Source organism: Anaerotignum sp. (genome assembly GCF_031981185.1).
Taxonomy (GTDB): domain Bacteria; phylum Bacillota; class Clostridia; order Lachnospirales; family Anaerotignaceae; genus Chakrabartyella.
The window spans coordinates 45,776-69,465 of record NZ_DALYUL010000012.1; the positions used below are offsets into that span (position 1 = coordinate 45,776).

Here is a 23,690-nt window from a genome sequence, read left to right on the forward strand (position 1 = left end):
CATCCATTCATGTTTATAAGCTATATTAAAAGCAGTATTAATTCCGTTTTATCAAAACAGTGGCACTGCAAACCACAAGTTCTAATGGCTATTTTGAAACAATATCTTATTCTTTCATCACCTTTTCAAATCTAAAAAATTCGTGTCTGCCATGCATTGATTCTTCCCTATCATCCCCATGGTCATGTGGATCAGGATGATACGCATTAAAAAATTCCACGATACGGAATCCGCATTTGTTCACATAAAAGTGAATATTTCTTTTTTCAAAGTATGGTGTAACAAGCTCCCATACCTCTGTTTTTGGATATTTGGCTACTATGGCTTTCCATGTAGCAAAACCGATGCCACGACCACTATGCTCTTGAGATAAAAAAAGCAAATCCATGGAGTTATGATGGGTTTCATTGTTAATTTGTAATACCACGCCCCCTACCTTCTTGTCATTCCAAAGGATATGATACGTTTCTGCGTTTTTGGCGTTGAAAGATTCGTAAATTACCTCATCCGGTGGAATCGGTCCATTACTACTATCACCGAAGGTCTCAATAACCGCTTTCGCAAAGGATTCTTGTAATTTTTTTAGAAACTCCGGCTGTTCATCTTCCCCCGCCGGCACCAATTTAATGCTGTTTTCTTCTTCATTTTTCATAAATGTTTATTTCTCTCTTCCTTTGATATTTAAAAAATTTGAATCTAGTTTATTGAACGGAAAGCTCCTTATTGAGTATTTTTATCCTCTCATGCATTGCAGTCTCTGAAACATCGGTGACTAAAGGTATGATTACTCTTTATTTTATACTTGCTAATATCGATAGCCACGCGAAAAAGCCATGCTTTTTCATGGAATGTTGACTCAAAGCAGGGCTTAACTTTTAAAAATTGTATTATAGTTTCTTGTAATAACATCCTCTAAATCACTCATGTTTTTCAGATAAGTATAGATACTATAATGATTAAGCAATCTTTCGGCCTGTAAATTTATTTGTAATTTAACAATTCGTAAAAGTGGATTTAGAGATATCCAAAAAACCGACATAAAACACCTCACCGTTAAAATGGGCAATGCAAACTTGTTTAACATTACCCACACACTTGTCTAATTAAGATCTTTAATCCATTTTAGCTGTTCTCATTATTATACAAATGAAAAGAATGGAATAATGCACAAAATAAAATTTAATTTTTTACAACAATTAGCCGCAGACACTCTTCTTCTGTTTAGAACAGTGAATTCACATGACTTTTTATTCTTCTCTAAAGATTGAATAATATTTAAATAAAGTTTAGAATAACTTCATAATAATACCATATTTTTTCATATATTAATACCCTCAATCAGTAGGATGTTCATGAATATGACTTCAAAATTAAAATTATATTAAATTTTATTTAACCATAATTCCATTCTAAACTAAAATGTTTAATAGATTCTGACATATTTCTTAAAACATATTAAATATTTAACTTGATTTTATTCCACATACAATGTATTTGCTTAATTTCCTGCATAATGAAACGTTGGCAAGAAGGTCTGTATGAAGCTCTCTGCAAATTTACCGACTACCAAAAAAATAATTTTGCGCTGTAAACGGACAATTGCATACGAAGGAAACCGATATGTAATTATTTTTGCAACAGCGTTTGTATCTTCATATAAATGACAGGTAAAAAGAATGATATTCCCATAGCATAAAACCAATCAAATTTTCCATTCTGCATACAGAGCCATGCTCCAGTACCCCCAATTATACCAATGATAAAGGCTACTACTGCCGAATCACCAGTTGTTTCTTTAGAAAAAAGGCTATACAAAAAAATGCCAGCAGGTGTTGCAAAGAAAATCCCACTAAAAATATCAATCTTAAGCAACGATATGTTTTCTAAAGAAATAGCAATCATAGCACAAAACACACCAATAAGTACTGTTATTAATCTTCCATATTTCATTTTCTGCCCATCATTTGCAAATCGATTTCCGTAAAGAGGATAAATTCGGTTGATTGAAAGCCCTTGAATACCCATAAAACAATTAATCATTGTGGAAGTGCCAATAAACAGCATGACACAACAGAAAATAAATCTTAAAATAGTTGCATTTTCTCCTACCATAACTCTATTCACAATGGCCGTTATAAAGTGCGTTGTATTTCCAAAATCAACATTCATACCCACGGGCAAATACCCAAAAAAGAAGGAACTCAATATCACTATGGGAAACCATAACAAAAAACCACCAATGAAAAAGGAATCCCTAACCACAGTTTCATTTTCTGCAATGGTCGCCTTTAAATAGTAAATTGGATCTAAACAGCTTTGCGCCAAGCCAATAATCATGGCTGATAAAGCATAACGAATGCTCTGCATCACAAAAGGCAGCATTTTTCTTGAAGTCATTACAGTATGTCTTTCTCCCAGAAAAGCCAGTTGATATAGAATCCTCTTGAAACCAATATTTTTCGTAATCAGAAAAAAAAGTATTCCAAGCCCCGTTACTATGCAAAAAAACGAGAGAACATCGTGAAGAATTACACCTTTCATTCCAGACATAATAACAAAACTTAATGGCAAAATAATGGTAAGAAAGGCAGTTGTTTTAAAAGAAACACCAAATACCGCAGAAAATAACGCACTAATTCCCACCGCTTGCTCCATTACAACATAGACTATCAAAATCGCCGAAGCAATAATAAATATTTCTTGTGTCCTGCTACCAAATCTTGCTCCAATAAAATCAGTAAAGAACACCTTATGCTCTGTCAACCTTCTAAAACGCAATAGCATAAATATAAAAATAATAAATCCAATTCCCGTTCCAACAGCAAAAGCCAGCCCCCCAAATTCTCCATATAATAAACAGGCCTCTGCAGCGCCAATAACAGAAACAATCCAGAGCCATGATGTGAAAATACTTGGAATCATAATTCTTCTCTTTAACTTTCCGGGAAAAAACACAAATTGCGCTAAATTGTTTTTTTCTTTTCTACACAAGATATAAATAATTCCTAATATGATGGCATAAATAAACAGCAAGCCGATTCCTACCATTTCTGCCCTCCCTCTTAAGTAACAATAATTGATATCGTTAGCTTATCATGACTATGAGCTTTTCTTTATTTCTCTTAGCTTTTTTTACAAGCAACTGGTAAGGAGAGTATTTCAATGAAAACTACATCAATTATATCATAAATGTAAAAAGCAGGCATTCATTTTCTGCCTGCTTTTCATAAATTAGTATCTTCTTACAATTTCTTCATATGTATCAGGACGTCTATCCTTAAAAAAGGTATAGTAACGCACTCGTTCTGTTTGGGTCAATGATAAATCAATTTCCGCTGAAATAATTCCTTCAACCTCTTCATTCAAGGCCACAATTTCCTCTCCAACAGGGCTTATAATCTTGCTTCGCCCAAAGAAACCTAATGCTTTGTCATCTCCAATTCTATTGGCAGCTACCAAATGTAATGTGTTATCAAACGCCCTTGCCTTTGTAATCAAATCCCAATCCTTTTCATAGGGTTTTTCCCAGTTTGTACTGACAATTAGTAATTCAGCCCCCTTTAATGCATAGGTTCTAGCCACTTCAGGGAAGGCAGTATCCCAGCAAATCATGATACCTAATTTACCAATTTCCGTATCAAACACAGGAAAACTGTTTCCAGCACGGCACCACATTTTTTCCCCATCAAAGGGATGTACTTTTCGATAAGTCCCAAGAACAATCCCCCTGTTATCAATCAACACTGCAGCATTATAAAGGATATCCGTAAGCAATGGGTCTCTCTCTACAAAACCATATACGATATGTATGCTATACTTTTCTGCTAACTCACCCATAAATATTAGGCTTTCCCCGTAAGGAACCACTTCCCCCAAGGCCTGGAACTCCTCCTTCGTCGCCTCATAACCTGACGTTATCAGTTCAGGAAAAACAATTAGATTCGTGTTAGGATATTCCAGCATTGTTTGTTCAACGTATTCTTTCATTTTCATTAAATTATAAGCCTTATCTGCTATTTTTGGCTGAAGCTGGGCGCAAGATACTGTTATTTTCATACATGTCTCCCCTTTTATTTTTTTAATAATTTAAAAAACTCTTTAATTGCAGGAATACCTATTACTATAGCCCCTAAGCAAAACCATGCATAGGATCCCCAAAAATAAGCTGTTAAACTTCCTTGACTCATCATAACTTATCCCTCCATTTCATGTACTTTATGATCGGGTTCATATTTTAACAGTGTGTCAAAATCAAATTCATATTTTCCAAATGCGGAACCAAGAATTACAATAACTGCCGGTACCAATAATGAAAGCAAATTTCCAATAAACCAGTTAATGTCTTGATTTGGAATTACAAACCAAGCCGTTAAACCCGACGCAAGACCACAGAAAATGGAGATGGCAGCTACTCTAGGGGATGTTTTTTTCCAATACATACCTGCGATAAACGCACTAGCGGGAGCAGCAAAAAGGATACCGCTAAAAATATCCAGCATGAGCAAAGAAAAGCCTTTTAATAAAATGGAAACGACGATTACAAAAATACCAATCATATATGTAATGTTTCTGCCAAATCTCATTTGTGCTTTTTCATCTGCCGTTTTATTTACATATTTCTTATAAAAGTCAACAGTAAATAGTGCTTGTGCACCGGATAAGCAGTTACCTCCTGTAGTCATACCCGCCATAAAAATCATCAATACGAACATGATACTGCCAACACCACCGCCATAAATTAAATTCAAAATGTGAGGTGCAGCTTCCGAAGCCAACCCAATTCCTGCGCCTTCTCCAATCCCCATGGAAATCAAGGAACAACCAAACACACTACCACTCAAAATTGGAATGGGTGCCCAAGCAAGTAAAGTTCCAATAACGTATGCCTTCAATAATGACTTGGAATTTGTCGTAGCAATTGCCTTAGAGTAATAGCCTTGGTCCAACAAAACCTGACCCATGGCAATTACGATGGCTGTAATACCATAACGCAGCCCCGCACCGGAAGTGATAGACAAAGCCTCGGGATTAAAATTGACATTGTCAGGGTTATTAACAACATCTAACATACCTGTATAAATATTATCCATACCAATAAATTTAATAACCAAAGGTACAGTTATAATAAAAATAATTGAAATTATAAAGAATTGAATAACATCGTTAAAAATGGAGCCTCTTAAGCCTGCCTTGGCTATATAAATTGTAACAATACCTACTGCCAAAGTCGCCGCCACTTCGTAAGGAATTCCAAACATGGAATTAAAGGCAATACCAATTCCAACCCCTTGCGCAATAAAAACATATATGATTACCGCAATACCAAAACCAAAGAAAATCTTAGATACACCAGAACCATAGCGCTGTTCTACAAATTCCGTAAACGTAGTGCACTTGGGCATTTTCTTTCTCAGGTGCATAACCAGTGGAATAAATACGAAAAACGGTATGGAATTTCCCCATGCATAACTAAATCCACCAGAAACGCCATAAATTGTGCCAGCCTCCGCTGCACCCATAATGGTTGTTGTCCATACCCAGGAAACCATAACACTGGCGGCTACCAAAGCGTAAGGAATACTTCTGCCTGCCGCCACAAAATCGTCAACTCCTTCAATTGGAAACCGCTTTGATACAAAATATGAAATGCCGATAAATATAACAGCAAAACATAATAGTATCAAATAACCATAAAAAATGCCCATTATCATACACCCCTTCTTTTTATTGTACATTATTGTAAATTAACATGCACTAATGTTAGCACGTTGTCCTATTTTTTTCAACGGATATAATTAGATTTAGCCATTTTTTTACAAAAAAAATAAAGCAGCAATAAATTTAGATAAATTTACCACTACTTCATAATTAAAATATATTTAAATATAAGTAAAAATCATTTGGGAATATTTGAAACATTATCGAACTTGCTACTTTTATAAAATGTTTCTTCCACTGCTTTGCTGCTCTTTGGATAGAATAAAGAAACAATATAAGTAACTGCAAAATTCCCTATCATAACATACATAATGGAAGAAAGAAGAATTTTTTCATCTAAAATAAGAAATTTAAAGGCAAAAATCCCTCCAAAAATTATTCCTGCAATGGCCCCTTGGGTATTGACTCTTTTTGAAAACCAAGCATATATGTAAGCAGGCAGAATAACCATAACTGGTACCGATAATCCTGTAATCCAAAGATAGATTGGATCCCCGATGTTAATAGCAAAGGCAAAACCTACGGCACCAGAGAGCATGACTGCAATTCTTGTCCAAAAGATCAATTCTTTGTCTTCTGCTTCCTTATTGATAAATCGCTTTATAATGTCATTACTAAAAATGACTCCAGTTGCAAACATATAGGAATCTGCCGACGACATAATGGCAGAAAACAGAGTCATAATTAAAAAACCTGCCAGCACCGGCCCTAAGTTACTTAATAAAAATCTATAAATGATAAAACCTGAGTCAATGTGGGTCAAATTGGTTGCTCGTTGAAAAACCCCAATATAGGTAGGAGAAATCAAAAGCATTAAAGTAATAGTCAATGGAATTAAATAACCCCAAAACACTGCTTTGTCCGTTTTGCCAGAAAAAATCCTTTCCCAATCACACTGATCACCCATCAAGAAAAAAGCACCGAAAGAAAACAAATACACGCCTGTATCCTTTCCCCATTGTTTCACATCATTCCCAACAAGACTCAGTAAATTGCCTTGCTCCGTTGAAGAAAAAAATTGGTTTAATCCTGCAAAACCACCGGACAACTTAATGCATAAAAACAAAATAATCACAAGGCCTAGGGTTTGCAAGAATCCTTGAAAGACATCCGTAATCACCACACCCCAAAGGCCGCTTAAAAAGGTATACCCAGTGATAATAACAAAGGTGGCCAAAATTGCCAAATTTCTATCAATTTTAAAGCTATATATCAAAAGATACGATAATGCAGAAAACTGCATTCCAATCATTGTTACATTACGAATCATTAGGCTTATAGCTACTGGTATTCTGATTAACTCCATTTTATGGGGATACCTTAAAGACAGCATATCCCCTATGCTATTTAACTTTAATTTTCTAATTCTGGTGATAAATAAAAAGGCAAAGATGTAGCATACGATTGTTGGAATTGCAAAAAGCCAGTAGCTTCTTGCGCCCTCTTCGTATGACATCCCTGCCAATCCTATTATCGTTCCTCCGCCCACCCATGTTCCCAGGTAGGTAAAAATAATAAACCCAATTGTTAAGCTTCTACCGCAAAGTATGTATTCCTCATAAGAATTAAGTGCTCTTTTCACAAAAAAAGCACTTAATAAAAATAATATTATAATGTATACACACAATATTACACCGGAAACAAAACTCAAGTATAATTCCCACTTTCGTAGTAGATCCATAACAACAGCTTATTTTTCAGTTTCTTCTGTGCTACATCTATTGGAACGTACCCAGTCGACCACTTCCTTTTGATCAAAACGGATATTTTTTCCAAGTTTAATAAAAGGCATACCTTGCTTTTTCAAATTATACACGGTTGTCCTTGTTACTTGTAACATTTCACTCACATCTTCAATCGTTAAAAACTTAATATCAGCTGGCATATCCTTTTCACCACCTTTACGATCAATTGCACATGACATACTTATTTTATCCTCTATCATATAATCAAATAATAGTTCTTTTTACATCCATTGTCAATAGTTGTTCATAATAATCAAAGACAGTTCATTAAACAAAAAAAGTACAGAATTACCCTTGATATCTGTATGTTATACCTAAAAGAACCTAGAGGATATTTATTACTTATTTGACTGGATGATTTTATTTCAATTAAACCCAAAACGACGGCTGATTTTCAAATATTTTACTGAAATATTCAATCATGCAACCGTCGTATATGGAGTGCAAAATTTAGACCCTATTTTATCATTTCCTAAAAATACTATCCCCATTTGGCACCTTTACATGAAGAGGCATTGCAATTTTCGATACATTGATCAAATGGATATAATCCACATTACCAGCTAAAATATTATTTCCCCATGTACCACAACCTTCGGAAACCGCAGGGGACAAACCATTGGTTGCAGGGCCCCACGCATCCGGCGTAGGCTGATTAACTAATAACCGGGCCACCGGTAAATTTTCCCCTGCATATCTAATATGTTCTTGATTATGGCTGAACAAACCTGCTGTATGCCCTATGCCACCAGATTCCTTCATGTTTGTAATAGCCATATCCACTGCCTCTTCAAAAGTATCATAGCTTTTAAGAACCACAATGGGCCCCATAATTTCTTTATTTAAAACATCCTGTTTCCCTATTCCATCAATTTTAACGGCAATGACTTTTGTTGTTTCAGGAATAGCAAAACCAGCTTCTTTTGCAATGACTTGGGCATCTTTTCCTACTAAATTGGAATTTACTTTTCCATCTCTAAACAGTGCTGCTCGAAATTTATCTACATCATCTTTTCTATCATAAACAATAATGCCTTCCTCTGTTAAAGCGTGGAAAAATTCATCTTCCGTTTCTCGAGGATAAAGCAGTAAATTATCGCCATCACAAAGGATCCCATTGTCACTGCCAACTGCAATCAAGGTTAGCTCGGCTGCCGTTTCCAAGTCATACTCTCTATCCAAAATTACAGGAGGGTTACCTGGGCCTACACCATAAGCAGGTGTTCCGCTGGAATACGCAGCTTTTGTGAGTCCGGGCCCGCCGGTTGCTACGACCAAATCACACAATTCCATCAATTCTCTGGATTGCTCAATTGTGATTTCATCAACCACCTGAATCAAGTCTTTGGGTGCACCGTTTTTTTCCAACGCCTCTCGAATCAACTCTACTGTGCTTGTTGTTGTTTTTTCTGCACGGGGAGCGGGGGAAATTATAAGGGCATTTTTTCCTTTTAATGCATGCATGAAATTACCCAGTGGTGTTACTGTTGGATTTGTCGCCGGGGTAATTGCTCCAATAACCCCCACTGGATGTGCGACCTCAATGATACCCATTTCAGGAATCTCGTTCATTATCCCAACGGATTTTTTGTCCTTTAAGTAATCCCAAAAAACTGCCGCAGTATCTGTATTTTTGCTTATTTTATCTTCAAATTTGCCCAAACCCGTTTCCTCCACTGCCAGTTTTGCCAATGGCACTGCATTTATATAAATAATTTTTGCGCTTTCATAAACCAATTGATCCACTTGCTCTTGGGTATAGTCGCTGATTTGTGCAAAAGCCTTTCTGGCTCTTTCAATCTTCTCTTGAATTGTCATAATCATTCTCCTTTTTGTAAAAAATCCTATAGTTGTTTTTAAATTTTCTAAATCAATCCTGGCAGACAATTCCTTCTTTTATATCAATGGTATAAGTAATTTCCAATTCCTTTGCCCATGAAAGATACTGCTCCACCTGGGCATCATCCAACATATCAGAAGAAATTAATCCTTTTTGGGTAATCTGCTCATTTACAAACAACTTGGTAAACAGGAAAGCTCCCTGCCCTGTGAGATACATTTCACCGGACATTTTTGCTTTTTCATAAGCCTCAACCAAACCGGGAGCAAAAACATGCAAATCTACCATTACATTCTTTCCATCCTTTTGGCCATAAGCTTCACACACAAAAGCACCCTCATCAGCAATCAAGCCTTCCTCAATGATTTCTTTAATTACCTCAGGATCCTTAGGTGCTGGAGGAACATGGGCAAGTATCAAATCAAAAGGGACAACCTTGTTTCCGTTTATTTCTTCCTCTTCACGAGATAATAATCCGGCTTTGTAAATGGGTTCTGCAAACTGAATGCCAATGCCGCCATACTTGAAAAAAGCATTTTTGCAGTTTTTAAAATGTTTCTCTCGATTAAAACCAATATAAACAGGTTCATCATGGGCATGTTCCACCAAGGTTACTTCTCGATAGCCCATTTCTTTCCATCTTCTTTTCACAGGTCTGCTGAAAGGGGTTGTTCTAATTTGTTGGCAATTTTCAAAAGCATAAGCATCTTCTTCCATGTCGCAAAGAGCCACAAGGGGAGACCACCAATAAGGAATAAACCGCTTAGATTCAACACCCTCATATACCATCATATTAATAGTGTCACATTCATCCAATTCGTTTACTGCTTTTCTGGCCATAACACACATAACACCGGGTGCAGAACCGGTTCCAATGATTGCTGTGGTTCCGTTTTCTGCAAACCGCTTCCCATATTCGTTATACATTATTTTGATACCTTCCAGCCAGTTATCTCTGGGATCCTCACAGTCAGCGATATTTTCACAAGCGGCAAGATCCTGATAATTTGCCTTTACACGAATTGCCGCTTCAAGCACAGTCACCCCAAAATCCAAGGGCATTACGTTGACAATTAATTGGCATCCCTCTGCCGCCGCAACAATTTCATCCACATTGGATGCATCTACCTGCTTTGGGATTCCTTTTTTCATAAATTTGGAAACTGCCTCAGCTGCTGCAAGGCTATAATCTGCACACACAATTTCTTCAATGTTTGGCTCCTGATCCAACTTTCGGCAAATTGTGGAACCTTGAACCCCACAACCACATACCATTACTTTTTTCATGTAAAATCCTCCCTTAAAGTAAACAAAATTTTTATCAAAACCGAATAAATGGTCGGCTGATTACACTGTAAAAATCACTCTTATTTCATATCTGGAACGATTCCATGCAAGGCTTTGATCCTCTCATCTAGTTTTTTGTTTCTACACTCCTGAAGCTCTTTCAACTTTGGGCCCTCTGTTTTCTTGCCGATTAGCCAAACAATGACCCCCAACACAATTAAGATAAGACCAAGCCACTTACACATAGAAACCATCCCATAAAAGTTACTGAATAATCCTTTTTCATATTTCTCTAGATAGTATTCTGCACCATAACTGCCTTCATACAGTTGCAAAAATACAGAGCCTCCTAAAGAAATTGCGCCGGACAAAACTGTATAAACTCCAATATCAATTAAATCGCCAAATCCAAGTTTTGTTTTTGGATTGAGGGGATAAGTATCCCTATCATCTAGGTATCTCCCTTTGTAAATCCACTTACAAAGAGGATACGTAAGCAAACCTAGAAACAAAACAGCAAAACCTGTAATAAAATAGTCAATACCACTGGCATAAATGGCAAAAGTACAAATGGCTAAAACAGAACCGGAAAGAAGTACCAAACCGACAGAACCACCTGGCATATAAGTAAGACCCATTTTTCTTCTAACTTCCACGGGATAACGTTTTCGAATTTTTACTACGCAAGCAATGAGCATCAAATAAATATATAGTTGAATGGGCGTTGTGGCCATTACGAGGGTTGTAAAATCAAAACGGCACGTAATGATTGTAAAAATTGCCAGAAGTACGATGGAAACAGTTGGAACACCTCTTTTATCAACTTTCTTCATGATTTTCGGGAACATATGATCATCAGACATAACAAAGAATGCTCTTGAACCATGAGCGATATAGGAGCAGAAAATGGAGCAGTTTGAAATGATTGCAACAATAACAAACAACACCCCAGCCCATGACCCAACGTATTGAATCAAAACATCGGCATAGCCCACAGTTCCACCACCTGATTCCGTTGACCAAGCAGACCATGAACCAATTGCAGCTAAGGCAGCCAGTGTGGGCAATATATAGGTTAATGCAATCAACGGCTGGGATAAACGCATGGCCTTTGGAATAATCTGGGGGTTATCAACCTCCTCTGCCATGTTTGACATGCATTCATAACCACAAAACATCCAAATAATTATGGCAATACTATCCCCAACAGAGTGAAATAAACCCACGTCTTCATTAAAGAATGGCTTCACAGGATTATAATTCCAGTTCATAAAACCTACAACTACCACTACTGCAAAAGCCACCAAGATTAAACCAATGAATACAGTTTCCAGTTTTTCTAACCAATCCAAACCGATGATATTTATAACGGAAAACAATACGACTACTACAACTTTAACTATGTATTCTGTTGCCGGTGTCAGGTGTATGATTTTCGCAGCATAGCCTGCAACCAAAGCACAGTATTGCGCTTGGCAAAGCCATGTGGTTAAAGCCGACCATAAACCAACCTGCCATCCCCAAAATTCACCAAAGGCTTCTCTACCCCAAGAATAAATTCCACCCTCAGTGGGATAAATTGATCCTAATTCTCCAACCATTTCGCATAGGGGAAAAGACCAAACAAACGGGAAAATGATTAGCATTGCAAGGGTTACTCCGGGACCACTGGCAGAAATGGCTTCCTCAATACCGAACGCACCGGCGGCAATGAAAGAATAAATTAATGCAATCACCCCGATGGTTGACATTTTCGATCTCTTTAACGCCTCTGTGCTTTTTTGTTGCATAGCTTTCCCTCCTTTTGACTTTATATTGATAAAACTAGCTTATTCAACTTTGTCCATATATATCAAAAGTATCAGCTGCAGCTAATCTTGTTTAAAAAGTACGGAGAGTATCTTATCGTTTCCTTTGGTGAATATTTAATGGTAGACATTTCTGTAACTAATTATTGTAAAGAAAGCAAAATTTGAATGTTCATGATATAAAAAAGACAGAGAAAATTTACTAACGTAAATTTCCTCTGTCTTTTTGCCAGTTGGTTATCGCCTCATTGGCTCCATCTAAGATGGTCTTTCCAGGGTGCCGTCAAACAGCCTTTTCTTTACCTGTCAGTTTCGCCATACCACCCGTTAAATGGTTTAACTTTCCGCGTCGGTCCTCACGAAGGAGTGTTTCAGACTGTTGTCATACGGTTCATATTTAATTGATGGTTCAATATTGTTTATTATCAGAATGCAGTAGTATCATTAAAAAGGATAATTTAAGAATGTACTTCACCAATACTGTTTATAAATTATATTTGTATTTACAAAATTTTATACATAATAATATGGGATTTGATAATGTGAATTCTCTGTCCAAACCAGCATATCCTAATAAATTAATATGATCCTAATTGTACATATATTCCAATCTGCACTCTGCCATTTTTATTTTTTTCAAATTATTATTTTCATCTAGTATGCTATGCATCAAAGGAAAAGCATAAAAAAGATAGGCATTGTAAAAATACATAATACTGTGGTTACGAAAATATACTTACTGGCCAATGCTTCATCTGCACCAAATTCCGCCGCCAATATGGCACAAAATGCTCCAATAGGGGTTGATAATCCCACTACGATTACCCCCAAAATTAACCGATCGTGAATAAAGGGTTTTAATATTATGTAAGAAGTCAATGGCATGAAAATTAAACGAATAAAAGAGACAGGATATGCCCATTTTTCCGTAATTGTTTCCTTAAAGTCAAATTTACCAAGAATGGCGCCAATATAAATCATAGCCAAAGGCGAGAGCATCCCTCCTACCATACTAACAGTATCCTTGATGGGTGCTGGTAAACGAATATTTCCCAGAAAGAGCAAAAGACCGATCAGTGTTGCCACATTTACAGGTGCCGCCAACAGTTTTTTAAAATCCACCTTGCTTTGCGTTGGATTGTCACCACACTTTTGCAAAACAATCACGCCCAAAGTATAGGCTGTTGTGTTAAAAGCAAAGCTGGCAAATGCGCAGTAAAACACACTGTCCCCTCCAAAAATCATAGCAATAACCGGCACTCCCATAAAACCGATATTAGCAAACATACAGCTAAAAATCCAAATGCCCTTGGCTTTCTCTGGTACCTTCAAAACCCGGAAAGAAAGCCAGCCTACAATCAGCCCCCAAAAATGCATAATCACGCAAACCACAAATACCGTGGCACCGCCACGAAACAGCTCAGGGGTATAGTCAATTTGTAAAGAAGAAATCACAAAACACGGAATAATAATGCGAGTTAAAAAACCCGCAAAATCCTCCACAAAGCTATCTCCCATGATTTTTTTCTTCCGGCAGAAATATCCGATTAAGAGAAGAAAAAATATAATCATTAATTTATTCAGCACTGTTAAAACTGCACCCATACCATTGACCATCCCCTAAAATGTTTTTATGTAGATTTTAACCGATTATTTGTTTACTGTATAGGTGCATTTTCCTTTTTGAATAATATCTAAATATTCTGCGCTGCCATAAGTCCCATTTTACTGCTGGCTTCATAGGTGCACCTGCATGGGGAGTGATCGTACCCAATTTCACCACTTTTTAATGCGTCATACAGTGCATCTTCATCAATAATTCCCCCTCGAGCCGTATTCACAATCACTGCATTGTTTTTATTTTACTAGCCTAAAATCACTAATTGTATGAATTGTTCTACGACGAAACTTATCATGCAATCATTTTATGCCATTCAATTATCTTAGCCATTTCACAAAATCATTTCAAAACATAATTCTATTTACTTATATCAAAAAGACAGAAATCATATGCCCCTCAGAACATATTTTTAGCTATTCATATTATATTTCTTGGTCCTATTTCCCCCTTATCTTCTAGGTTTTTTACTTATATTTAAAAAAGGACTTGCCCTGCAAATTGCAGATAACAAGTCCTCATGGAAAGTCAGAAATTATGTACTTTAAATCATCAGAAAGCTAGTAATTCATGATTATAGGAAGAACAAAACAATGCAAGGGTTAATTAAACTGTATATATTCCTCCATCTTTACGCAAACGAAACTTTCCGACTTCTTCTTGTAAGGTTTGCGCCTGTGCCGCAAGTTCCTCACTAGCAGCTGAGCTTTCTTCTGCAGTTGCTGCATTGGTCTGAACGACGGCAGAAACTTGAGTTAGACCTTGACTAATCTGCTCAATGGCACTTGCCTGCTCCATAGAAGCATACTCAATTTGTTCAATTGAACTTGAAACCATTTGAGCTTTTTCTGAAACTCTATCCAGTACTTTAAGGGTTTCAGTGGCCAACCGTTCCCCTTCGGCAACGGTTTCCGTAGATTTTTGAATTAGATCAGCAGTCTGCTTTGCAGCCTCGGCAGATTTGGCTGCAAGGTTACGCACCTCGTCAGCCACCACTGCAAATCCCTTCCCTGCCTCGCCTGCCCGTGCTGCTTCAACTGCCGCATTTAGTGCAAGAATATTGGTCTGGAAAGCGATATCCTCCACAAGTTTTGTGATTTTTGAAATTTTTTGAGAGGACTCCCCAATTTCCCGCATGGATGTATTCAGATGCTGCATATAGGTGTTGCTTTCCATTACACCTTGTCCAGCCTGTTCCACATACTCCGATGCTTGTTTCACGTTTGTGGCATTTTGAACAGCCTGTTCCGATACTGTGGTTATGGAGGCATTGAGTTCTTCAATGGTTGCCGCCTGTTCTGTTGTACCGGAGGATAGTGCCTGGGCTCCGTCGGAAACTTGACCGGCACCTGCATTTACCTGATTGGCAGCATCATTAATTAGTAGCATTGTCTGATTCAGTTTTGTAGTGGTTTCTGTCATTGCCGTCTTAATTGCCGTAAAATCGCCAACATAATCCAAATCAATACATATATGCATATCTCCCCTAGAAAGCTGCCCTAACTTTGCTGAAATATCATCAATATAGGCACTGAGCATGGCATTTGTGTTGCGAATGCTGTTGGCCATATGTCCAAGTTCGTCATTACTTTCATACGATATTTGAGCATGCAAATTTCCTTCTGCCATTTCACGAAAAGCAGATTCAATTTCTCTAACAGGCGTTAAAATGGCTTTGGTTAGAACAAAAATCATGCCCAAAACAACAAGTAAAGCAATTGAAACTGTACTCGCCAACAAAATCCAAGCCTCCAAAACAACTCTATGAGAGGCTTCTTTTTGTTGCAGTGCTTTTTCAGCACCAACCACATTCATTTGCTCCATTATATCACCAATTTTATTGAACGTTGGCAGATAATCCTTTTGAAATACCACGTAGGCCTCTTTAGCATCTTGTTGCTCTGAACTTCTAAGCAATTTATAAATAGACTCTCTGGCTTCAACGGCCTTTGTTAGGTTTTGCTGAATTTCTGCAATATTATTATCATTTGCATTGTTGCGTTGATTGGTGCTAAATGCTTCAAAGTTTGTTTTAAAACTTTTCGCACTTTCATCTGCAAGTGTCAATGAATCTTCATAATTCTCACCAATGTTCTTTTGTATAATTGAAAGAAGCAAATAACGCTGACAAGATGTCATATCTCGCTGTGCAGACAAGTTTGCGCTAGTTAGAGGATAGGTAAATTTAGAATATAGTGTGATCTGATCACTGACGTTTTTAATTCCCCATACGGATGTGCCTATTGATGTCATCAGAATTAAAAAAACAACAAAAAATCCTACCGAAAGCTTCCACCGAACAGTAAGATTTTTCAACAGAACTTTTGACCTCTTTTTTTCCTTGTGACCCATAAAATTTCCTCCTTCGTCCTTTTAACATTCTCTCTTCTTTTAATTTGTTTTATTCAGAGTACACTTCAAACCTCTTCATAAACTATTGGAAAATATAGATTCCAATAGTTTCCTTTCAGTTGGTTGGTCATTGCACTCTAATTTAATTAATGCCTCTTTACAAATTGCGTAAAGAGGCATTTCTGCTTAAGAAATCTCATCACAACACTCTGTCTTGTCCAATACTGAAGTAGACCAAATATTTGGTGCTATAGGGTCACTATTTTGCATAATCATGCTGGGCTTTTATGATAGAAATCATAGTATATATTTTCTTATGATTACATATTATACCTTATTATGATATAATTTGCAATAATTCATTGTAAAAAAATGTTTAAATTTGAATTTTATTGTTATATATGTCATAAATTTCTTTATATTCAAGCAAAAACAGCTCAATCTTTTTTCATTTAGGTATGAGATAACGCACAGTTTTGCAAATCAAATTGAAAATAGTTACCCTGTTATGAGTGAACACTAACTTATATCTACTATATTCACGAAGGAGTAGTATTTTATGTAAACTCGAGAAAACATATAGAGATAGCGATGACCCAATATATAGAAGAGAGATAACTCCTATCAAGTCTATCGGTTTCAATTTTATGGGGAAAGCTTAGGACAAGTGAAAAGCCGAAGGAATTAAAAATCCAACGGCTTTTTTAAAAAATGAAACACACTTATGGGCCAAAAGACAATTTCAGCCTGCCCCTCATATTAGAATCATTAGCCTAAATTTATCTTTATATCACTTTTTTTCTTAAACATGCACCTATTGCACAGCCAATGATGGAGGGTAAAATCCATGCACAGCCGTAATTAGCAAAGGGAAGATGATTTACGAAATCCACCCCAACCCCATATTTCGCTGCAAGTTCCAGGGCGCTTGTCAAAAATGCAAAATACGCACCGAAACGAGGAATATTGTCATTCTTGAATATGTTATCAAAAAATGTCAGCAATACCAAAACCAAAATAGGCGGATACAGTAAACCAAGAATGGGCGCAGATACATTTATGATTTTAGTTAAACCGAAGTTGGAAACTACAAAACTGAAGATACAGATACCAATTACAAGATGGCTATATTTTATTTTATTGTTGAACAAGTTTTGGAAATAATCGGCGGCTACGGAAGTCAGCCCCACCGCAGTGGTCAGACATGCCAAGAATACAATCACAGCCAACAAAACCATGCCCGTCTGTCCTGTCAGAGCTTTTGCAATAGCCAACAGTAAAGCTGCTTGGTTTAAATCTTCATATCCCCCTCCAGACGAGGTGGCACCAAGGTAGGTTAGCCCACAGTATACCAGCATCAGCAAAACGCCTGCAATAATCCCCGCCATACCAACCATGCGACTTACTTCTTGTTTCTCTGTAAAGCCTTTATGATACGCCGCTGTTGTAAATATGCCCGTTAAAAGAAGTGCGCCAATGCCATCCATAGTCTGATAACCAGACAGCATTCCTTCTTTCAAAGGAACAACTTGAGATGTAGTAGTTATGGGGCCAATGGGCGATACGATTCCTAAAATAATTAAAGCCAACATAACGGCAAGCAAAACCGGTGTTAAATAATTCCCAACAATATCAACAACTTTTGTTGGGCGTATCGTTAAGAGTAATACAACTGCAAAAAACACTCCACCAAAAATCCATGGATTGATACCTGGTAACAGTGTGGAGACTCCCATTTCAAACGTAGTTGCTGCTGTTCTTGGAATGCATAAACCTGGGCCAATACAAATAATAATGATCCCCGCCATGATTTCTCCTGGGATTTTTCCAATTTTACCAACGACACCTTGAATATTTCCTTGGCGATTAAAAACTGTCGCTAATATTGCAAGAACGCCAAGGCCAACATCCATAATAAAAAATCCAAAAAAACCCAAAAACCAAGATGAACCTGTTTCACGCCCTAGGTATGGGGGAAATATCAAGTTCCCTGCACCAAAAAAAGTTGCAAAAAGTGCCAAACCCATAATAAGTATTGTTTTCCCTTTGCTTGTCTTCATCCAAATCCTCCTACTTTTCCATTTTAAGTAATGAGTTTCGTTTATAAGGCTTTCATTTCTTCCAACAACATTTTGAATTTAGGCAATGATCTCTGAACTGTTTCGGGACTGACGCAATAGGATAGTCTTATGTAGCCCTTACACCCAAAGGCAGAACCTGGAACTGTTAAAAGTAGATATTTCTTTGCTAAATCTACAAATTCATTATCGTTTTCAATTGGCGTTTTCATCCAAAGGTAAAAGGCACCATCAGGTTTGATACAGGTGTAACCTATTTCCGACAGACCTTGATAAAGAGCATCCCGATTCTTTTTATAAAAGTTTAGATCAGCTACTTCATCCACGCAGCGCGCAATCATTCTCTGTTGTAAGGATGGGGCATTGACAAAACCTAATATCCTTGTGGCCACATTCAAAGCACTCATCAGCTCTTTAAAATCAGCAATATTTTCTGAAACCGCAAGATAACCAATACGTTCCCCAGGCAGAGAAAGGGATTTAGACCAAGAATAGCCGATGATGGTATTATTATAATATTTAGTAATAAAAGGCGGTTTCACAGTTTCATCGTAAACCAGCTCACGATACGGCTCATCAGCAAAAATATAAATTTCTGTGTTATACTCTTTCTGCTTTTCCTCCAGCACTTTTGCAATCTCAATTATAGTACTTTCAGGATATATTACCCCTGTTGGATTGTTTGGTGAATTGATTATCACCATTTTTGTTTTGGCAGTAATATAGTTGGCAAGGATTTTCGCATCGGGAATAAAGGATGGGGCATTTGGAGGAACAATTACAAGCTTCGCCTCCACATTAGATACATAACATCGATATTCTCCAAAGAAAGGAGCAAAAACCACAACCTCATCACAGGGATTCAGTAATGCCCTCATTGCAACATTCATACCACCGGCAGCCCCTACTGTCATGACAATGGAATCCGCTGTAAAGTTCGTTTGAAACCGGCGATTTAAGGAATTTGCAACGGTATTACGTACATCTTCATAGCCTGAGTTATTCATATAGCCATGGAGAAAAACTGGATCCTCATCTTTTATAACAGCTTCCAGTGCTTCATTCACAGTATTCGGCGCCGCCAAATTAGGATTGCCTAAGCTAAAGTCGCATACATTCTCAGCCCCATGAATCTGTGCCATTTGTTTGCCTTCTTCAAACATTTTCCGTATAGCCGAACTGTTTGATACAAGCTCTTTCATTTTCTCAGCTATCATATGATTTTCCTCCCCTATTTTTTACCTCCGATTAGATCCACGCCAAATTTTCTGGCTTTCAGCCCCTTGAATTAGCTCATCTCTAAAATCAGGATGTGCCAAAGAAATCAGCATTTCAGCCCGTTCCCACGTTGATCGTCCTGCCAGATTCACACATCCGTATTCACTTACGATATAGGATGCCTGCGTACGTGGGGTTGTAATAATATCGCCCCCTGTGAACTTAGGTAGTATTCTGGAATGGGTCTGACCGTTTTTATCTGTAAATGCAGAGCTCATACAGATAAAGCTTTTGCCCCCTCGTGACATATATGCCCCTGTGGCAAAATCCAGCTGTCCACCTGTTCCTGAAATATGACGTGTACCCGAGCTTTCGGAAGATACTTGACCATAAAGATCGATTCCGATACAACTATTGATAGAAATCAATCCATCTATTTGGGACATGACCTCAGGGCTATTGACATAGTCCATGGGAAAAGATATAAGCCCCCGATTCTCCTTAACCCAGTCATACAACTTCTGGGTGCCCAGTGCGATGCCAAACACACCCTTATCTTTGTGGAGCGTTTTACAGCTATGATCCAATTTACCAGCCTCATATAAGTCCAGAAACCCATCAGACATTAATTCTGTATGCATGCCCAAATGCTTTAAATCAGAATCTGCAATTAACTTTCCAACAGAATTAGGCATTCCGCCAATCCCCAATTGAAGTACTGCACCATCAGACAAATGGGGCATAATTTGCATAGCAATCTTTTCATCAATCTGCGTTGCTTTTGCAATAGGTAATTGGGCAAGGGGTGGATGCTCTCCCTCCACTACCACATCCACCTGTGAAATATGAATGCAGTCATCTTTTCCGCCATATACACTAGGAAGGTTCTCATTGACTTCCAAAATAATAATGTCTGCTGTATCCAAAATGGCCTTTGTTGTGCAGTTTACAAACGAAAAACTGAAATAACCCAATCTATCCATTGGTGCAACAGAAATCATGGCTACATTTACAGTTAAATACCTTCTATAATAAGAAGCCTCATTGCGAAACAACATTGGCGTATAGTAGCAAAGTCCTTCCTCACACAATTTTCTTTCATATCCAGTACAATGCCAACTGTGGTAGGTGAAAGACTCCTGAGTCCTATCCTGCTCAACAATTTGGATTGGATTCAACGCCAAATTGCCCCTGACTTTAACATCCTTCAATGTTCCTTTTCTTTTGGCTAACGCATAATCAAGTAAATAAGGGGTACCCACACCTGTACTGTAGTCTACCCAATCTCCATCTTTCACTAAGCGTACAGCCTCATCTGGTATCCTTAATTTTGCTCTATATTCCTGATAAAACTGATTTGAACCCATTGTTGCTCCTCCATTTTCATTATTTTACAACGTTCATCCCACAGCGAACTGCTTTCAAGTTCACATCAACAAACCCAGGTTTCACCTGTTTCTTGATGATATTTTCCCAATCGATATTTTCTAGCCCCATGGCTTTAATAATTGTACCCAACAAAACAATATTTGCAGCTTTGACATTGCCTAAATCCAGTGCCATCTGGGTAGCATCCAACACAATTGTTTTCACATGCTTCTGTATTTCTTCCACGGCATTTTTCGGATAAACTGCATCCCCAGCCAATATTGGCATGGAAGGGATTTCATGTTCATTCACTACAGCCAAACCATCAGGTTTCAGATATGCCAGCGCCCTCAGGGCCTCCATTCTTTCAAAAGAAACCAACATATCCGCTTCACCGGGATCAATGGTGGTTGCTTCTACTTTCTCACCATAACGAACATGAGAGGAAACACTACCGCCACGCTGAGACATCCCGTGAATTTCACTCATCTTAACATCATATCCCGCTTCCATCAGCCCTTGGGTGAGAAGCTTTGCTGCCAAAATAGTACCCTGACCGCCAACACCAACCAGTAAAACATTCTTTGTCATAGCATTCACGCCTCCTTCCACTCAATCGCATTTTTAGGACACAACTGGTTGCATATGCCACAGCCTAAACACTGTATATCATCAATTACAGCCTGTTTCTTTTCACCATCATATCGAATTGCCGGACAGCCGCACTTCATGCACAGTTTGCAGCCAATACATTTTTCCTCATTAATAACCATTTTTCTAGTGAAAGCCCCTGCAAAATTATTGTTATCCTCCGTGGAGAATTTTTTGAGTGCGCAAGGCCATTTTGTAATAATAACAGAAGGTTCATCCAATTCCAAGAATTCATCCAAAACTTTGCTCACTTCATTTAGCTGGTTAGGATTTATTGTGCAGATATGCTGAATGCCCAATGCACGGACAATACCCTCGATGTCCACTGCTGGTGCATGCTCACCCTTGGCATTATAGCCTGTTCCGGGATTTTCCTGGTGTCCTGTCATCCCAGTGATACGGTTATCCAAAATCACACTCACTGTATTGCTATTGTTATAAACAACATCCATCAAAGATGTTATACCCGAATGTAAGAATGTTGAATCACCCAAAACGGAAACCACACGCATTTTTTCTTCTTTCTTCATATTGAAGATTTTCTGGGCGCCATGCCCAATACTAAATCCGCCACCCATACAAATTAATGAATCCATGGCATTATATGGTTTTGCAAAACCCAGAGAATAACACCCTATATCTCCTGAGACCATAACATTTTTACGTTTTCCCAGTTCATAGAAAAAACCTCTATGAGGGCAGCCAGCGCACAATGTTGGCGGTCTGTCTACTACCATTCCGTCGGGATAAGTAATCAACGGAATTTCTAAATTAAAAAATGCTTTTTTGATTACATCAGGGGTCATTTCCCCGTATTTGGGCAGTAAATCCTTACCATGGCAATCAAAACCTAGAAGCTTTACTCGTTCCTCGATATAGGGATCGTTCTCTTCTATGATATAAATTGTGTCCATTTGTCGGCAGAAATCAATAATTTTCTCATCCGGCATGGGATATGTAAAACCCAATTTTAAGTACGAGGCATTCTCTTTAAAAACCTCTTTTGCGTAATGATAGCAAGCGCCAGAGCTTATAACGCCAACCTTTGAATTATTCATCTCAGTAAAGTTAAAGGGCGTTGACTCTGCAAATATTTTCAGCTTTTCTAATTTCACTTCTAAATTCCTGCGCAAACCCTTTGCATTTGCAGGAACACATACATATTTTTTTACATCCTTTAGGTATTCTTTGATGGGAACTTCTTTTCTTTCACCCAATGTGACAATAGATTTACCATGACAAACCCTTGTTGTCATACGAATCAGAACAGGACAGTCATAAAGTTCACTGATGCGATATGCCTCAATCACCATATCTCTACATTCTTGGCTATTAGCAGGTTCAAACATAGGTACTTTCCCAGCCTTAGCGTAGTTGCGGTTATCCTGTTCATTCTGAGCAGAATGCTGTCCCGGCTCGTCTGCGGTAATAATAACTGCACCGCCATTGACTCCTGTATAAGCAAATGTAAAGAAAGGATCAGCAGCCACATTCAGCCCCACATGCTTCATTGCCGCCAATGCTCTCCCCCCTGCAATAGAAGCACCAATGGCTGATTCGAGCGCCACTTTTTCATTTGGTGCCCATTCAGCACATACCTCCTCATAACCTGAAATGCTCTCTAAAATTTCTGTAGAGGGTGTCCCCGGATAAGCAGACGCAAAATGGACACCTGCTTCAAATGCCCCCCGCGCAATTGCCTCATCCCCAGTTAATAACTGTTTCATCTTCATTCTCCTTCCCTAAAAAAGCAATAATTATTTCTGTTTTTTATATATTATGCATGATGCATTATGGATCATGCACGATTTATATTAAATAATTACCATATTATACTGTTTTTGTCAACATTTTTTTGCAAAAGTTGCTTTTGCATATAACTTCTGTGCTTTTTGAGGTGTTTTTGGTATTGATAGATCCATTTATTCATTGATTTTTTCTTTAAAATATGACATAATTTCAGTTACAAACATAAGCTTAAGCTAAGAAAGGAGGCTATTTTAAATA

General features: G+C 37.8%; 17 protein-coding genes. All 17 read right to left on the reverse strand.

What is annotated here, in order from left to right; genetic code table 11:
• Nucleotides 1-106: 106 nt before the first annotated feature.
• A complete protein-coding gene (locus tag RTK36_RS08470; RefSeq protein ID WP_312046186.1) occupies nt 107-652 on the reverse strand; it encodes a GNAT family N-acetyltransferase in 546 nt (181 codons plus the stop codon).
• Between the two features lie 974 nt (nt 653-1,626).
• A complete protein-coding gene (locus RTK36_RS08475; RefSeq protein ID WP_312046188.1) occupies nt 1,627-3,048 on the reverse strand; it encodes a sodium:solute symporter family transporter in 1,422 nt (473 codons plus the stop codon).
• 183 nt (nt 3,049-3,231) lie between these two features.
• Nucleotides 3,232-4,056, reverse strand: coding sequence for a carbon-nitrogen hydrolase family protein (locus RTK36_RS08480; RefSeq protein ID WP_312046190.1), 825 nt, complete (start codon nt 4,054-4,056; stop codon nt 3,232-3,234).
• Nucleotides 4,057-4,193: 137 nt separating this feature from the next.
• Entirely contained in the window at nt 4,194-5,705 is a 1,512-nt protein-coding gene (locus RTK36_RS08485) for a sodium:solute symporter family transporter (protein ID WP_312046192.1), read from the reverse strand.
• Nucleotides 5,706-5,896: 191 nt separating this feature from the next.
• Nucleotides 5,897-7,300 carry a sodium:solute symporter family protein gene (locus RTK36_RS08490; RefSeq protein ID WP_312046195.1) on the reverse strand — a complete coding sequence of 468 codons (1,404 nt, stop codon included), beginning with the start codon at nt 7,298-7,300 and terminating at the stop codon, nt 5,897-5,899.
• 108 nt (nt 7,301-7,408) lie between these two features.
• Nucleotides 7,409-7,642 (reverse strand): helix-turn-helix domain-containing protein, encoded by a 234-nt coding sequence (locus RTK36_RS08495; protein WP_312046197.1) that lies wholly within the window; start codon nt 7,640-7,642, stop codon nt 7,409-7,411.
• Nucleotides 7,643-7,928: 286 nt separating this feature from the next.
• Entirely contained in the window at nt 7,929-9,281 is a 1,353-nt protein-coding gene (locus RTK36_RS08500; RefSeq protein WP_312046199.1) for an aldehyde dehydrogenase family protein, read from the reverse strand.
• A 52-nt stretch (nt 9,282-9,333) separates the two neighbouring features.
• Nucleotides 9,334-10,590 (reverse strand): saccharopine dehydrogenase family protein, encoded by a 1,257-nt coding sequence (locus tag RTK36_RS08505; RefSeq protein WP_312046201.1) that lies wholly within the window; start codon nt 10,588-10,590, stop codon nt 9,334-9,336.
• Nucleotides 10,591-10,670: 80 nt separating this feature from the next.
• On the reverse strand, nt 10,671-12,380 hold the full coding sequence (locus tag RTK36_RS08510) for an APC family permease (protein ID WP_312046203.1): 1,710 nt from the start codon (nt 12,378-12,380) through the stop codon (nt 10,671-10,673).
• 687 nt (nt 12,381-13,067) lie between these two features.
• The gene (locus RTK36_RS08515; protein WP_312046205.1) at nt 13,068-14,003 is read right to left on the reverse strand and encodes an AEC family transporter; all 936 of its coding nucleotides are present in this window, start codon (nt 14,001-14,003) and stop codon (nt 13,068-13,070) included.
• Nucleotides 14,004-14,092: 89 nt separating this feature from the next.
• On the reverse strand, nt 14,093-14,239 hold the full coding sequence (locus RTK36_RS08520) for an NAD(P)-dependent oxidoreductase (protein WP_312046207.1): 147 nt from the start codon (nt 14,237-14,239) through the stop codon (nt 14,093-14,095).
• A 383-nt stretch (nt 14,240-14,622) separates the two neighbouring features.
• Complete coding sequence (locus RTK36_RS08525) at nt 14,623-16,368, reverse strand: methyl-accepting chemotaxis protein (RefSeq protein WP_312046209.1); 1,746 nt, start codon at nt 16,366-16,368, stop codon at nt 14,623-14,625.
• Nucleotides 16,369-17,153: 785 nt separating this feature from the next.
• Nucleotides 17,154-18,428 (reverse strand): branched-chain amino acid transport system II carrier protein, encoded by a 1,275-nt coding sequence (brnQ, locus tag RTK36_RS08530; RefSeq protein ID WP_312046211.1) that lies wholly within the window; start codon nt 18,426-18,428, stop codon nt 17,154-17,156.
• Between the two features lie 41 nt (nt 18,429-18,469).
• The gene (locus RTK36_RS08535; RefSeq protein WP_312046213.1) at nt 18,470-19,663 is read right to left on the reverse strand and encodes a pyridoxal phosphate-dependent aminotransferase; all 1,194 of its coding nucleotides are present in this window, start codon (nt 19,661-19,663) and stop codon (nt 18,470-18,472) included.
• 21 nt (nt 19,664-19,684) lie between these two features.
• Nucleotides 19,685-21,031: an acetyl-CoA hydrolase/transferase family protein gene (locus RTK36_RS08540; RefSeq protein WP_312046215.1), complete on the reverse strand. Its 1,347-nt coding sequence runs from the start codon at nt 21,029-21,031 to the stop codon at nt 19,685-19,687.
• Nucleotides 21,032-21,050: 19 nt separating this feature from the next.
• Nucleotides 21,051-21,623, reverse strand: coding sequence for an indolepyruvate oxidoreductase subunit beta (locus RTK36_RS08545; protein WP_312046217.1), 573 nt, complete (start codon nt 21,621-21,623; stop codon nt 21,051-21,053).
• Between the two features lie 5 nt (nt 21,624-21,628).
• Complete coding sequence (iorA, locus tag RTK36_RS08550) at nt 21,629-23,410, reverse strand: indolepyruvate ferredoxin oxidoreductase subunit alpha (protein ID WP_312046219.1); 1,782 nt, start codon at nt 23,408-23,410, stop codon at nt 21,629-21,631.
• Nucleotides 23,411-23,690 lie beyond the last annotated feature (280 nt).